Genomic DNA, 13,543 nt, shown 5'->3' with positions numbered 1-13,543 from the left:
CCGCGAAGTACGGGTTCTAGGGGGCGCTGGCGGAGGGGAGCGGTGAGGTAGTCGTACCGGCGGTCCCGTTCGGAAGAGCTGTCCACGGGCGAGAAGGACGACGCGCTGACCCACGCAAGGACGCGTGATCCTTCCTGCTCGAAGGTGATGAGGGCGTTATCGGGGTGCATGGGCTTTCTCCGTTGCCGGACGCCCCGGGCCGACGGCGCGAGCTGCGGGCGCGTGGGGGCTGGAAGGGGTGCGGTGATCCATGAGGATCTGGCGGTCGGTCGGTTTGGTGCAGCCGCGACTCGGTGCTAGGAGCGTCAGCGGGAACGACCGGGGGCCGGCGGATTCGACGCCGGAGGCGCAAGCGGCGAAGCGGGTGGGACGCCGTGGGCGCCGGAAGTGGACCGGGCGAGGGCCACGCGCGCACGTTCGGCCTGCGAAGGCTGTTCGGCGTCCGCCCGGTGGGCCAGGTACTCGGCGGCCCGGACGAGCGCGGGGCCCTGGTAGGACAGCTCGTGCGCGTGGTGCCAGCCCTCGGAATTGCGGTGCTCCTCCGCATGCTCCTGGTAGAGCTTCAGTGAGCCCGGGAGCGAGGCGTCCATGAGCGCCATGATCTGGTCCCACTCGTGCCGGAGCTGACCCGCTCGCTCCAGGGTGGTGTCGATCCCGCGCAGCCGGCGGAGGTCGTCGCTGATCGGCCCCTCGACGTAGTCGGGACCGTCAGCGGCGGCGCGCACCCCGGCCAGCACCTCGGGGCCGTGGTCGAGGAAGACCTCGGCGTGTTTCCACGCCTCGGCGTCGCGTTTCACCTTGCCGTCCGCGTAGCCCTCCTCGTCGATGGGCCAGCCGTCCTGGTCGCAGAAGGAGTCCGAGACCGCGTCCCAGGCGTCGGACGCCTGATTGATGCCGGCGGCGGCGGAGGCAAGGGCCGGTAGGTGCCGCCGCCACTCCAGGTGATCGGTGGTCGACGGCGGCTGGTTCTCGGCCGATGCGGGAGAAGTGGAAGAGCTAGACATGATCGATCCTTGTTCCTGTGCCGGTCTTCACCGTGAGCACGGCAGCGAACGGACAGGGGCCGGCGGCAGAGGAGCAGACGTCGCGGTCAGCGGACCGGTGGGTAGCCCCTCGTGCCGAGACGGCCGGAGAGGTACGGGCTGCCGCTGCCGCTCGATGCGATCGGCTCTCGTGGCCGATGCCCTCGCCCACGAGGCGCAGCTCCTCGCCGAGATCGGCCAGGCGTCCGGCGAGGACGTCCAGCTCGGCGGCGCTGCTGCGGACACCGTGCTCGCGGCACCACTCCGAGGCGGTTTCGAGCGCCTGGTGCAGCCGGGCCACTGCACCGAAGTCCCCCGTGAGGATCGTCGAGAACAGCTCCTCGAACTCTTCGGGCCGGGCGGCGGCGAGACGGTCATTCCCGTCGGCGGTCGGAGTGCCGAGGCCCGGACTCGCAGCCAGAGTTCGGACGCTTCCGCGAGTTCGGCGGCCTGCCCGCGATACGGTTGAAGGCAAGAGATAACTCCCTTACTGAGATGGCGGGTTGAGCTAGGCCGACATGCGGGCGTCGGTGTCGAACAGCTCGCGCTCGGCCGGGTGCAGGATGTGCTGCGTGATGAAGGAACGGCCGGCGACCTTCCACAGGCCCCGGCCCTTGGTCAGGGCGGACACCGCCTGGGTCTCGACGCCGGTCAGGCCGAGCAGCGACGCGGCGGCGGCGAGCTGGTCGGGCTCCTGGCGGTAGATGATGCGGGTGGAGCAGTCGGCCAGGAGGCCCTCGGCCAGCACCCGGCCGCGCGAACCGGCATCACCCGCCGAGAGCAGGTCGCTGAGACGGTGGATGACCATCAAGTTCGCGATGCCGAGACCACGGGAGAGCTTCCACTGCGACTGCATCCGTTCGAGCAGGCCGACGTGCCTCATCAGCCGCCATGCCTCGTCGTAGATCACCCAGCGCCGGCCGCCGTCGGGGTCGGCGAGGGCGGACTCCATCCACGCGCTCGCGCAGGTCATCGCGAGGACCAAGGCCGTGTCGTCTCCGGAGCCGCCAAGGCGGGAGAGGTCGATGGACAGCATCGGCGCGGTCGGATCGAACGCCACCGTCGAGGGGGCATCGAACATGCCGCTGAGGTCGCCGTGTACCAGGCGGCGCAGGGCGTGCGCGAGGTCCTGGGCGGCGGACCCGAGGTGTCCGGCCTGGTGGCCGAGGGCCCGGTCGAGGCGTTCGGGCGAGCCGAGGGCGTGCGCGATCTCTCCCAGCAGCGGCACGGTGCCAGGGGCGGTTGCCTCGACGACGACCAGGTCGAGGGCGAGGTCGAGGGCGGTGTGCTCCATCGGCAGCAGGTCGCGCTTGAGGACGGTGCGCGCCAGGCCGGCCAGGAGCAGGAGACGGCGCTTTCGGACCTCGGTGGCCCAGTCGTCCTCGCTGACGGAGGCGGGCCGGGCCGGGGCGTCCAGTGGGTTCAGCCGGCCCGGGAGGCCGGGGCCCAGGGCGATGCTGTAGCCGCCGAGGGCCTGCGCGACGCCGGTCCACTCGCCCTTCGGGTCGCAGGGAATGTAGATCCGGTAGCCGTGGGCGATCGACCGGGTGGCGATGGACTTCGCCAGTGCCGATTTGCCCATGCCGATGATCCCGGCGAGGACCGCGTTGGGGTTCGTGAAGCCCTCGATCCGGCCGCTGCTGTACAGCGAGAACGGATCGAAACAGAAGGCGGCTTCGGCGTGGACGTCGCGGCCGATGAAGATGCCCTCCGCCCCCAGGCCGCCCTCGGCCACGAAGGGGTAGGCCCCCGAAGCGGTGGCGGTGGTCATCCGGTGGGCGGGCAGGCGGAGCTTGCCGCCCCGGGCCGAGGTCGAACCGGGACGACCGGTCGGCGGGTAGGTCGGCCGCAGCTCCGGGTCGAGGGTTTCCTCGGCGCGGTGCTTGGGCGGTGTTCCGGCGAGGCGCGCCTGGCGGCGGGCCTCGGCGAATCCGGCTCGGGCGGCCTTCTGCTGGGCCCGCGAAGCCTTGTGCGGCACGTACAGGGGAGAGGCGCTGGCGCGGGTACGGGGCATGAACGTTTCTCCAGACAGGTGATGGGGTCAGCGGCGGACGAGGCCGGTGAACGGCGTGTGCAGGTCGGCCGGGGTGGTACGGCGGCGGACCAGGTGTGCGGCGCGCTGGTGGCGCTGGCAGATGGTCAGCTCCGGCGCCCCTTCGGGCAGGCCGGCCTGGCACGCCTCGGGTTCAGGCACGTCGCCCGAATCCGGCCGGGGCGCCGCGTGGTAGGCGGCGTGGACGTGGTCGGCGGCCTGCCAGATCCGGGTGCGGGCGGCGCGAAGCTGGTCACCTTCGATCGGCACGAGCTGACCGGTACGGGCTGCATGGGCGTCGAGGAGCCCGTGCACCGAAACGAGATGCGCGTGCAGAGCGTCCAGCTCGGCCCGGCTGGTGACGAGCGGGCCGCCGGGGAGGTTGAGCGCGCGGTGGAAGTCGAGCGCGGCGGTGGCGAAGGGCACGAAGTCCTGCGCGGTCGGGCTGGGAGTGCGGGACATGAGGGTGCTCTTTCGAGGAGAGGGGAGGCCGGCGTCAGGCGGCGAGCGCGAGCGGCAGAGCGGCGGCGGTGAACGCTTCCGCCTGCTGCCAGGTCAGCGGCCGGACGTCGAGCTGGGCGCCGACGGCGGCGGTCTCCACGACCGCGCAGGCGGAGCGGAGTTCGTCCTCGGAGTCGGCCGAGACTGTCAGCAGCCCGGTCAGGGCGACATCGGCGTGGCCCGCGATGAGCTGGCGCTCGCGGGACTTGATGTCCTGGTACTCGATCGAGTCCGCCTCGGAGTCGACCTGGCCGCGCCGGGCCCGCTCGGCGGCATCGGCGATCACGCTGGCCTTCTTGCGCTGGACGTCGCGCAGGGCTGCGTCCAGTCCCTTCGGCTCGTAGGAGAGCGACAGCGTGCGCCGGACCCCGCCGGTGAACAGGAGCTGGTGCAGGAAGCCAGCCGACGTTTCGGTCCTCGGCCAGTTCTCCACCCAGTACGTGGCGTGGACGGCCGAGTCGGTCGCGATGTGGTCCGCCTTCTCGACGACCACGACAGGGCCGGCGGCTGCGGGCTCGGCCTCGGGACGGCCGGCGGTGGACCACCGGTCCAGCGCCGTGAGGGCCTTGGGGTCGTAGGCGGTGCGCACGACGGCGGCGATCTCGCGGTCGGTGAGCCAGCCGGTGGGGTTGAGCCCGGCGGTCCGCGCGGCCTGGTCGAAGGTGGAGGTCAGCTGCGCCAGGACGCTGAAGGAGCCGGTCAGGCCACCGCCCGCCTGGTTGATCAGCCGTCGCGCGGCCTTGATGTCCAGCGCCACTGCGACGTATGCCTCGTGGGGTGCCGCTGCCGGGCCCGCGCTCTGGATCAGCTCGCTGTAGATCGCGCCGGCCATGGGGGCGTGGGGTCGGCCGTGCTCTTCCCAGTAGCGGCGAAGCGCGTCGCCGGAGTCCGGGACGGTGCGCTCGATCACCTGGATGCGGGCGATCTGCCCGGTACGGGCGAGCGCGGCCAGCGCGCGTCCCCAGCCGTTGACGTTGGCCTGCTGGGTGCCCGGGTCGAGCAGCGCGTAGGCGCGGGAGGAGACCTTGACCACGGCGGTCAGCGTGCCGCTGTGGGGATCGTGGACCGCACCGTACCGGCCGTCGGGGGCGGTGACCACGCGCAGGCTGGCGGCGGTGCCGGGAAGGTGGAGGAGTCCTTCTCGGGTCGGCCGACGGGAAGGCCGGGTGAGCCAGACGAGCTGGCCACGCATTCGGCGCAAGACGTACCGGGTGACGATCGGAGCCCAGTCCGCCAGGGCACGGCCACGGTGGCGGACGAAGACGAGGAGGGCGATGACGGCCCACAGCGGGATGAGCTGGAGGGCGCCGACCACGCCGCGGGTGAGGACGACGGCGAGAAGGAGAAGGCCGGTGAGGCTGGCGACGATCAGCTGCGGGGCGGTCAGGCCGAGCAGGATGCCGCGCCTGCTGCGGTGGGGGAACTTCACGGTGGCTGTAGGGGCCTGGTGCTCGCCGGACATGGTGATTCCAGACGGTGGGAGCGGGCGGAGGACGGGCGCGCGGCGCTCTTCTGGAGGTCATGGGAGGACTCCTCTGCTGGTCGGTCACGGTGGGGCGGCGGTGGTGTACAGCCCGCCCCGGGTGTGATGGGTCAGGAACCCGACGGCGGCTGGGTGGGGAACACCCAGTTCGTCGGCGTCGGAGAACCGGTGGCCGACGGTCCGGCGGGGGGCGGCGGCGCAGTCGAAGGGCCGACAGGCGGCATGGAGGTCATGCTGCCGCCCGGTGCCGACGCGCCGACGAGAGAGTCGGAACTGCCGGTGACGCCGTGGACGACCACCTCGGACCGTTCCGCTTCGTTCGCGCTGGGGCGCGTGATCAGCGGTGGGATCCCGGGCCGCTGGATTCAGGGCCCGGCCCTTGTCGCCGGTCGCGTTCGGGTCCTCGCCGTACCGGAAGCGGGTCTGCGGCTTGGGCGGACCGGCGTCAATACCCTCCTTGCTGAGGTTGCCGCCGGCAGGATTGATGCCGGAGGCGACGCCATCGGCGCCCGCACCGGGGACCTGGTTCGGCCCCTGGGGAGCGGGAGCACCGGTGCTGGCCTGCATCGCCAGGGTGCCCGCGGTCTTCGCCGCCCCGGCTGCGACCGCCATGCCGGCGACGCTGGTGCGGTGCAGGTCGTCGTGGCCGCCGCCGTCGCTGGCCCAGTGCACGAACTTGTACGTCGCGTACGGGCAGAGCAGCACGAGGACCATCACGACGATGCCCGCCATCGCGTCGGACAGGGCCGCCATCCCGTCGCTGGTGTCGGGCTTGCCCATGGCGGAGACGCCGATGAGGAAGACGATGGTCATCAGGAGCTTGGAGACGATCAGGGTGGCCGTGGCCTCGATCCAGCCGCGCCGCCACCGCTTGGCGACCTCCCAGCCGCCGCCGGCCCCGGCAAACACGGCGAGCGCGACCATGATGAGGACGCCGACCTTGCGGGCGACCATGACGCCCCAGTAGAGGAAGGCGCCGATCGCGCACCCGAGGGCGACCAGGGCTGGGACGCCCCAGCCGAGGCCGTACATCGCCCCCAACTGGTTGACCTTCACCACGCGCCGGATCGCGTCGTCGACGGAGGTGTTGGCTGCTTGAAACAGTCCGTCGGAGAGGGCGTCGACCACGGTGATGGCGACGGTGGTGAAGGCAATGGCGGAGAAGCTGAAGAGGACGCCGGTCATGGTGCCGAACGCAGCCTGAGCAAGAGCGCGTTCATCGCGTCGCCAGGCCGCGGTCATGAGCTGGATGCAGAAGATGCCGACGGTCAGAGCGAGCCCGATGGGCAGCAGGAGTTCGTAGTTGTCCCGGAACCATCCGGCGCTAAGGTCGATGGCGGTCGTCTCGTTGACGGCCTTGGCGGCGAGATCGGCCGCGCTGGCCGCCAGTTCGCCCATCGACTTCGCGATCCACGCGCCGATGCCGTCCGTGACGGTTCCGGCGGGGTTGGTGGCGAAGTCGACGGCGCCGCACACCTTGTCCATTAGCGGGAAGTCGCAGACTCCCATGGCGATACCTCCTTTCTAGAAGAGGGGTCAGGGCGCGACGGACGGCATGACGCCGACTAGGGCGCAGGGACGGTCGGGCCGGCACTGGACCGCGAGTGTGGTGGAACGGCTCTCCGCACCGCCGGCGGGCGAGCCCTTCCAGGCGATCGACTGCTTGCCGGAGACCGTGACGGCGTACACGTACGCCTGGGTGATCGCCCCTGGGTCGTCCTGGAGGGCCTGGGCGAAGGCGTGCGGGAAGTGCCCCTCATTGATCTTGGCGGTGGCGAGCTGCTTGTTGGAGGCCATTTCCTTCCACAGCACGGGTGAGGGGACGACCTTGTCGACGGAGGCCGGGTCGGCGTACTTCGACTCCGTGGTCAGCCAGCCGCGCAGGGCCTTGTGCAGCTCGGGCTGGGAGTACGCCCGGGTGTCGTACGACCACAGCGCTGCGGCGGCGGCCTTTCCGTACTTGATCGGGTCGTGGGTCTTCGGCGGGACGGGGAGGTCGCGGGGCCGGGTGTGTGGCCCGGACGGTGGCGCGGATGACGAGGACGCCGTGGGTGAACTCGGCGGTGGCGCCGGAGTACCGGTGGGGCCTCCGCCCTCGCGCGTGACATAAGCAGCCAGGCCGGCGAGGGCGACGAGCACCGCCAGGACGGCAGTGCCGAGCAGTGCCCGGCGGCGCACGCGAGATGCGCCGCCGGGGTGGGTGGAGTGCTGAGCCATCAGTGGACCTGCGTCCCGAGGGTCGAGAAGAACGCCACCACGCCGTTGGCCGCGCCGAGCAGAAGGGCCGCGCCTGCGCTCACCAGCACGCCCTTCTTCCCGTTCGCCTCGGCCTGGTGACCGCCCGAGTGATGGCCCCAAGCCCAGACGCCCGCACTGACGGCGAGGGCGCCGACCACGGCTATGAGCCCGAAGAGGTTGATCGAGCCCATCACCTGCTTAAGGACGTTGAGACCCGGCAGCCCGCCCTCATTCGGCTTGATTCCGGGGTCGTAGGCGAGCTGTATGACCTGGTCAGCGAGATACACGGGGAACTCCAGTTCGAATGAACGCACGCCAAAGCCCGGCGGGGCGAACCAGCAGTGCGAATAGAGGGGAGGGAGGGGGAGCGCCGGTCAGACGACTCGGCGGGCCGCGAGAATCCGCGATTTCCAGGAGGCGACGGTCGTGATCCGTACGACGTCACCGGTGTGCGGCGCATGGACGATCAGGCCCTGCCCGATCGCCATCCCGACGTGCTCGGGTACGGCAGCCGTCCCCTCGGTGAAGAGGAGGTCGCCCGGCTTCAGGGCGTCGACCGGCACCGGCTTGCCGTCCTTGACCTGCGTGTACGTGGTCCGCGTCAGGCTGACTCCGGCGGCCTGGTACGCCCGCTGCATCAGCGAGGAGCAGTCGCACCGGCCCATCGGGTCTTTACCGTGGGAGTCCGTGCAGCTCCCGCCCCACTGGTACGGCGTGCCGAGCTGGCCCAGCGCCCACCGGATCGCCGTCTGCACCTTCGGGGGAGCAGTGGCGGGGATCTTGTACTCGTCCGGCAGTGCGCCGGCCGGGATGGTGCCGAAGTCCGTTCCGTCGCCGTCCGCCGAGCAGCCACCCGCGGAATCGGGTGAAGGGCTGCCGGTGTCGGCTGAGCCGGCCGGTGAAGGGTGCGGCGACCGGTCGCCGGTCTTCTGCAGCAGGGGCTCGATGGCCCGCTGCAGGGCGGTGGCCAGCGGCTCCCACTTGGCGTACGCCTCCGGGAAGCCCGACTTCTGCACCGCCTGGGCGGCCTGGGTGACGGACAGGGACTGCCAGCCGGAGACCTTCTTGAGCCCCTCGTAGAACTTGGTGCTGGCGTGCACCGGGTTGAGGATCTCGCTGGCCGTGCCCCAGCCCATCGACGGCCGCTGCTGGAACAAGCCCAGACTGTCGCGGTCGCCATAGGTCAGGTTCCGCAGGCCGCTTTCCTGCAGTGCGGTCGCCAAGGCGACGACCTGCCCACGGGCGGGGATGTTCATCGCTACGCCGGTGGCCTGGATGGTCTTGGCGTTGGGGACCTGATCGGCAGGTGCGTCCAGGCCCGGTACGGAGACCGACCCCTTGTCGCCGCCGTCCAGGATGGCCTTCACCTGCTTGGCGACGGCGGAGGTGTCCACACCCTGTGCACCGTCGGTCGAGCACGAGGCCGAAGCGGTCCCAGCGCCGATGCCAAGGATCGGAAGCGCCAGCAGTAGCGGTCCGGTCGCGCAGAGACCGACGAGGGCTCCGGTCGTCTTCTTCATCGCCGCCGCCGTCCGGCACGACGGCGGTGCAGACCAGGTGATGGCGGTGGGTCGGGGCGCGGGTGTGTCAGGGCATGCTGCATCGCAGCGGCTCCTCGGTGTTCGTAGGAGGCGCGGTGCCGACTTCTCGTGCAAAGCCGTCGGCACCGCGCCGATGTGCATCCGCCTCTCGGCGGGCCCGCATCAGAGGAGTTGGTAGCTCCCGGACGCCGGTTTCAGGGCATACGCGGCAGCCAGCCGCGCTCGTAATCTCAGGCAGTACACCGGGACCTCCTCACGGCGCTCGCGGCAGATGGGCAACATGCCGCCGAAGCTGCTCGATTGGACGAGACAGCACGGATAAGCACAGGTCAGCAGGGTGGAGCGCGGCTCCTTCCCGGTGACACGGCGAGACAGTAGACCGGGATTCCGGCCGCACCAAACGACTGCCGTCCCAGGGCCCGCAGCGGGGAGTCACCTCGTTAGGCGCGGCCGGAATTCGCCGTTAATCTCCGGGGCAACCCCGCCCCAGACGCACGTCTTTGAGCGCTGTCCGGAGCGGGTCCGGATCCGCCGTGCCCGAAGAGAGAGGCCCTCCCTATGAGCCACACGCTGCACCGAGGCGACGCCCTGACCGTCCTGAAGTCCCTCCCTGACCAGAGCGTCCAGGCGGTGATCACCGATCCGCCGTACAACTCCGGTGGCCGTACCAGCTCGGATCGCACCAGCCGCACCGCGCGTGCCAAGTACGTCACCAGCAACTCGGCGCACGACCTCGCCAACTTCCCCGGCGAGAACCGCGACCAGCGCTCCTACCGCTCCTGGCTCACCGAACTGCTCACCGAGGCGTACCGGGCCTCGACCCAGCACGCGGTCGCCATGGTCTTCACCGACTGGCGCCAGGAGCCGACCACCTCCGACGCCCTGCAGATGGCCGGGTGGACCTGGAGCGGCACCATCCCGTGGATCAAGCCCTCCAGCCGACCCCGCAAGGGCGGGCCGAAGCAGGACTCGGAGTTCATCATCTGGGGCGTCAAGGGCTCCCTCGACAACACCCGCGACCTCTACCTGCCCGGCCACTACATCGCCTCCCAGCCCCGCAAGGACCGGGTCCACATCACCCAGAAGCCGGTCGAGGTCATGCAGCAGCTCGTCCAGGTCTGCCCCGAGGGCGGCACCGTCCTCGACCCGTTCACCGGCAGCGGCTCCACGGGGGTCGCGGCTCTGCGCGAGGGACGCCGCTTCGTGGGCGTCGAGCTGTCCGCGCACTACGCCGACGTCGCCGAGGAGCGGCTGCGCGCCGAACTGACGAAGGACGACTTCGAGCTGGCCGGACCAGAGGCATGAGCATGAGAGCGGAGAGCCCGGGGCCGGCGGCCCGTAGACGCCGAAGGGCGGCTGGTGCATCGAGTACCCGATGCACTAGCCGCCCTTCTCGTTGGGTCAGGCAGCCTCGAACGGCCGCCGGATCAGCGGGGCCGCCTTCTCCAGGTCGGCTGCCGAGACGAGGCGTACCTCCAGGTCGCCGGTCCCGAGGTGCCCGATGCCGCGCATGTCCCGGGTGAAGCCCTCCTCCAGCTCGACTGTGTTCGGGTCGAGTCTGAGGTAGACCAGGATCGCCTCGTGCTTCGGACGGAAGATCACCGAGGCCACGTTCACCAGCCGCCGGTAGGCGATGTAGTGCCGCAGCGGCGCCATCTCCACCTCGCCCCACGCCGTGAGCGACCCGTCCAACTCCGCGTACAGATCCCGCAAGCACTCCGGGACGAGACCAGAGCCCGGCGGCGGAAAAGTTACAGAGGCCGTCGGCACGCTGATGGTCGCCGTGTCCCGCTCCTTGATCCGCCGAGACGAAGAAATCGTTCGTCGAACCGGGCGAAGAGTCCACGAGCAGTAGGCTCAGGAGGCCGCCGTCGAAGACGCGGTAGCGGACCAGGTTGATCCGCTCGGGCAGCCACTGTACGGCCACGCGGTCGTGGTGGGAGAAGCTGGCCGCGATGCAGACCATCCGCGGGCAGTGCCAGTCGATGCTCTCGGCGGCCTTTGCGCCGAGCACCTTCCGGACGAGCGCCTTGACCTCGTGGTGAGCGGAGTCCAGCCAGGACAGGTAGGAAACGGCCTGCGACAGGACCCCTTCTCTGAACTAGAGAGGACGGTCCGGTCCACCAGCCTCATGCCCTTCGGGCCCCGTGCAGCGTGAGGGCCAGCCTCACTCGTTCATAGGCTCTGTGCGGTATTGGACCGGCCGGTCCTGCACCTTGACCAGCAGGCCCCTGCTCGCGAGATCGCGGAGGATCTGTCGCGTGTACTTTTCCTCTGGTTCATGACCCGCAGCGCGCAGTGCGGTAAGCGCGCGCTGGGTGTCCCATAGGCCGCGAAGCGCGAGGATCGCCTTCTCCAGACTGACGTGCTGGCTCGGTCGGTGATCGCTCATGGGTAACCCCTCAATGTCAGGCGTGTGCGTCTCATGGTCGCTACGCAGGCAGGATCGGCGACGTGCTCGCCTGACGGCCAGCGTCGCCGTGTGTTACACGGTGACCATGGAAAGCCAGCCGACGTGGCGGAGAACGGGCACCACGCGTAGGTGAGTGAAGGCGATCACGGGTGTCTCATCGTCCTCGACCGGGAAGGACAAGGCGTGCTGGATACGTATATCGTCCTGCGGATCATTTACGTCGTACCCGGGAACGTCGACACGGCCGCCGACCGAGTGCAGCGCAACACCCGGACGCGCGGTCAGGTCACGCAGCTGCTGGAGACCGTACTTGGCTGCCAGCTGAGCTGTGGTGAGAGACTTCTTGATCCTGGGGCGTTCCCCGTCCACCCAGGCAGGGAAGGCCATGATGCGCAGGGTGGTTGTGTTTCCCGGCGCGCGGGCGATGCCGACGCGCAGCCGGTTGTGCAGGTTGGAGAGCGCCGCGGGAATCTCGGGGACGACCGTGGGCTGATAGAGCACGAGATCTCGTTCGCCGTTGTCCCAGCGGGTGTCATGCACTGTCAACAACGGGCGGCCGGGAAGGCGTAGTTCCCACTCAACGGCTGGGCCCTTCGCTGAGACACCAGTGCAAGTCGTACCCGGCTTCTCGTGCAGGGAGGTGCCGCGCTCCAGGGTGAGATCGTCCACGAGCCTCATGATCTGTGCTCCACCTCCGCGTACGACGAGATATGCCCGATGATGTGCGTCTGGCGCACAGAACGTACCGCTTGCGGTGTTCACACGGTAGGAGAACGATCAAAGTCCACGTGCCGCGAATTTCCTGCTGTTGCAGCTGATTTGGCACTGCGGGTGGCCTTGGACAGGTTCATCGTGTGGAACTTCAGCACCCAGCGAAGTCGGGGGCCCATGTGAGTAGGATCCCGCTGGCCTCCGCGAGTGAGGTCCACCTTGAGTCGGTCGGCTGCTTCTCCAGTACCAAGACAGGACGCATTCGACTGCGTGTGCTCCCCAGTTGGAGCTGATGGGCATAGTCGAGGACCTGCCCGATCCCTAGCCGAATCTGCTGGTCTTCTCTCGCGCCGGCCAAACTTTTGACCTCGGCGATGAAGACGTCATCGCCGCGTGACCAGCCTGCGTCGAAGCGGGGAGCGTTGCGAGCGTGTCCGCGGAGTTCGATGTGCTGGCTTGCCAGGTGCTCGATGAGTGCCGCGATGGTCGACTCATGTGCCTCCGTGCCCTTGTCGAGGTGGGCGAGGTCGAGCGCAAGTGCACCAGGCTCGTGGCAGCCGACTCTGTGTTGCTGAAGCGGGCCGCCCAAGATCCCATCTCCAGCTTGCGGAAGGACGAGGACGTGATCGTCGCTGCCTCGCGCCCGTTGCAGCTCTCGGCAGCGTGCGGCGTGTCCGCTAATCAGGTCAGCGAAGCCGTCCCCGTCCACGACACATACGTGGTGTCCTCTATCGCGCCAATCCGCGGCGGTCACCAACTTCTGGCTGTACTCCCGTTGTGTGTCGGTCACAGTCTGGCTGGCGAGATCGCCATGGACAAAGACCGTGACCTTGCGGGAGAAGTCCGGCTTCCAGTTTGCACCGAGTTGTTCGGCTATCTCCCTGCAGTCCTTTCGGACCGTCCACTCGCCATCGATGAGCACTCTGCCCGTGAAACACAGCGTCTGACCGCTGAGCAAGTGGACCCAGCCATCGCAGAGCTCGCCGCCCATGAGACCCCCCTCTATGTCCTCTCGCGTATCTTGCCGCATAGCGGCACTGAGGTCTGGGGTCTCGGGTGTTCATCATGAGGATGGTGTCCTCTTGGCGGGAATGCCGAGATCGACGACGGATGAGCGCCGGTCGAGTTGCGTGAGTCTCTCCTCCGCTCCGGCAAGGCTCAGTTGCAGCCCTTCCACCTTGCCGAGCCATCCTTCGCGTTCGGCCTCGGCGATGCGGGCGAGGAGGTTGTCGCGGATCTCGACGAGTCGGTCGCGCTGGGCGGGGTTTGGGGCGTCAAGGGAGCCCTCGACGACACCCGCGATCTCTACCTGCCCGACCACTACATCGCCTCTCAGCCTCGCAAGGACCGGGTGCACATCACCCAGAAGCCCGTAGAGATCATGCAGCAGCTCGTCCAGGTCTGCCCCGAAGGCGGCACCGTCCTCGACCCGTTCACCGGCAGTGGCTCCACGGGCGTCGCGGCCCTCCGTGCGGGACGCCGCTTCGTGGGCGTGGAGCTGTCCTCGCCGCCGACGTTGCCGAGCGGCGACTCCGCGCGGAGCTGACGAAGGACGCCTTCACCCTGGCTGGACCGGAGGCATGAGCATCAGACCAACCAGGC

The 13,543-nt window shown here is 69.4% G+C and carries 12 protein-coding genes and 3 pseudogenes; 3 read left to right on the top strand and 12 right to left on the bottom strand.

The annotated features are described in order from the left end of the window. Positions 1-305 precede the first annotated feature (305 nt). On the bottom strand, positions 306-941 hold the full coding sequence (locus J7E96_RS36505) for a hypothetical protein (protein WP_215138165.1): 636 nt from the start codon (positions 939-941) through the stop codon (positions 306-308). Between the two features lie 232 nt (positions 942-1,173). On the opposite strand from J7E96_RS36505, the gene J7E96_RS36500 reads away from it, so the two are divergent. After that, positions 1,174-1,491: a hypothetical protein gene (locus tag J7E96_RS36500; RefSeq protein ID WP_215138160.1), complete on the top strand. Its 318-nt coding sequence runs from the start codon at positions 1,174-1,176 to the stop codon at positions 1,489-1,491. A gap of 39 nt (positions 1,492-1,530) precedes the next feature. On the opposite strand, the gene J7E96_RS36495 is transcribed toward J7E96_RS36500, so the two are convergent. From J7E96_RS36495 to J7E96_RS36465, 7 genes and pseudogenes are all read right to left on the bottom strand, one after another. Further along, the gene (locus J7E96_RS36495) at positions 1,531-3,036 is read right to left on the bottom strand and encodes an ATP-binding protein (RefSeq protein WP_215138159.1); all 1,506 of its coding nucleotides are present in this window, start codon (positions 3,034-3,036) and stop codon (positions 1,531-1,533) included. Between the two features lie 27 nt (positions 3,037-3,063). Further along, a complete protein-coding gene (locus tag J7E96_RS36490; RefSeq protein WP_215138158.1) occupies positions 3,064-3,516 on the bottom strand; it encodes a DUF6238 family protein in 453 nt (150 codons plus the stop codon). Positions 3,517-3,550: 34 nt separating this feature from the next. After that, positions 3,551-5,017 carry an SCO6880 family protein gene (locus tag J7E96_RS36485; RefSeq protein WP_215138157.1) on the bottom strand — a complete coding sequence of 489 codons (1,467 nt, stop codon included), beginning with the start codon at positions 5,015-5,017 and terminating at the stop codon, positions 3,551-3,553. A 131-nt stretch (positions 5,018-5,148) separates the two neighbouring features. Further along, positions 5,149-6,547, bottom strand: a pseudogene (locus J7E96_RS36480) (ATP-binding protein). 27 nt (positions 6,548-6,574) lie between these two features. Further along, a complete protein-coding gene (locus tag J7E96_RS36475; protein ID WP_215138156.1) occupies positions 6,575-7,255 on the bottom strand; it encodes a hypothetical protein in 681 nt (226 codons plus the stop codon). Further along, entirely contained in the window at positions 7,255-7,563 is a 309-nt protein-coding gene (locus J7E96_RS36470; RefSeq protein ID WP_023421641.1) for a DUF6112 family protein, read from the bottom strand. Before J7E96_RS36470 ends, J7E96_RS36475 begins: the two co-directional genes overlap by 1 nt. Positions 7,564-7,650: 87 nt before the next feature. Beyond that, on the bottom strand, positions 7,651-8,796 hold the full coding sequence (locus tag J7E96_RS36465) for a C40 family peptidase (protein ID WP_215138155.1): 1,146 nt from the start codon (positions 8,794-8,796) through the stop codon (positions 7,651-7,653). Positions 8,797-9,375: 579 nt separating this feature from the next. Between J7E96_RS36465 and J7E96_RS36460 the strand changes: the two genes are divergently transcribed. Beyond that, positions 9,376-10,122, top strand: coding sequence for a site-specific DNA-methyltransferase (locus tag J7E96_RS36460; RefSeq protein WP_215138153.1), 747 nt, complete (start codon positions 9,376-9,378; stop codon positions 10,120-10,122). Positions 10,123-10,218: 96 nt separating this feature from the next. Here J7E96_RS36460 and J7E96_RS38985 read toward each other — a convergent pair. The 4 genes and pseudogenes from J7E96_RS38985 to J7E96_RS36440 all read right to left on the bottom strand — a co-directional run. Next, positions 10,219-10,909: pseudogene (locus tag J7E96_RS38985) on the bottom strand (hypothetical protein); the annotation flags it as partial. Between the two features lie 75 nt (positions 10,910-10,984). Next, on the bottom strand, positions 10,985-11,209 hold the full coding sequence (locus J7E96_RS36450) for a hypothetical protein (RefSeq protein WP_215138151.1): 225 nt from the start codon (positions 11,207-11,209) through the stop codon (positions 10,985-10,987). A 93-nt stretch (positions 11,210-11,302) separates the two neighbouring features. Next, positions 11,303-11,908: a hypothetical protein gene (locus J7E96_RS36445; protein ID WP_215138149.1), complete on the bottom strand. Its 606-nt coding sequence runs from the start codon at positions 11,906-11,908 to the stop codon at positions 11,303-11,305. Between the two features lie 184 nt (positions 11,909-12,092). Beyond that, positions 12,093-12,932 (bottom strand): hypothetical protein, encoded by an 840-nt coding sequence (locus tag J7E96_RS36440; protein ID WP_251070949.1) that lies wholly within the window; start codon positions 12,930-12,932, stop codon positions 12,093-12,095. 273 nt (positions 12,933-13,205) lie between these two features. On the opposite strand from J7E96_RS36440, the pseudogene J7E96_RS36435 reads away from it, so the two are divergent. Continuing rightward, positions 13,206-13,525: pseudogene (locus tag J7E96_RS36435) on the top strand (DNA methyltransferase); the annotation flags it as partial. Positions 13,526-13,543: the final 18 nt, after the last annotated feature.

Source organism: Streptomyces sp. ISL-96, assembly GCF_018614035.1.
Taxonomy (GTDB): Bacteria; Actinomycetota; Actinomycetes; order Streptomycetales; family Streptomycetaceae; genus Streptomyces.
Note: the sequence above shows the minus strand (reverse complement) of the source record. Positions and strands in the feature narration are given on the sequence as shown.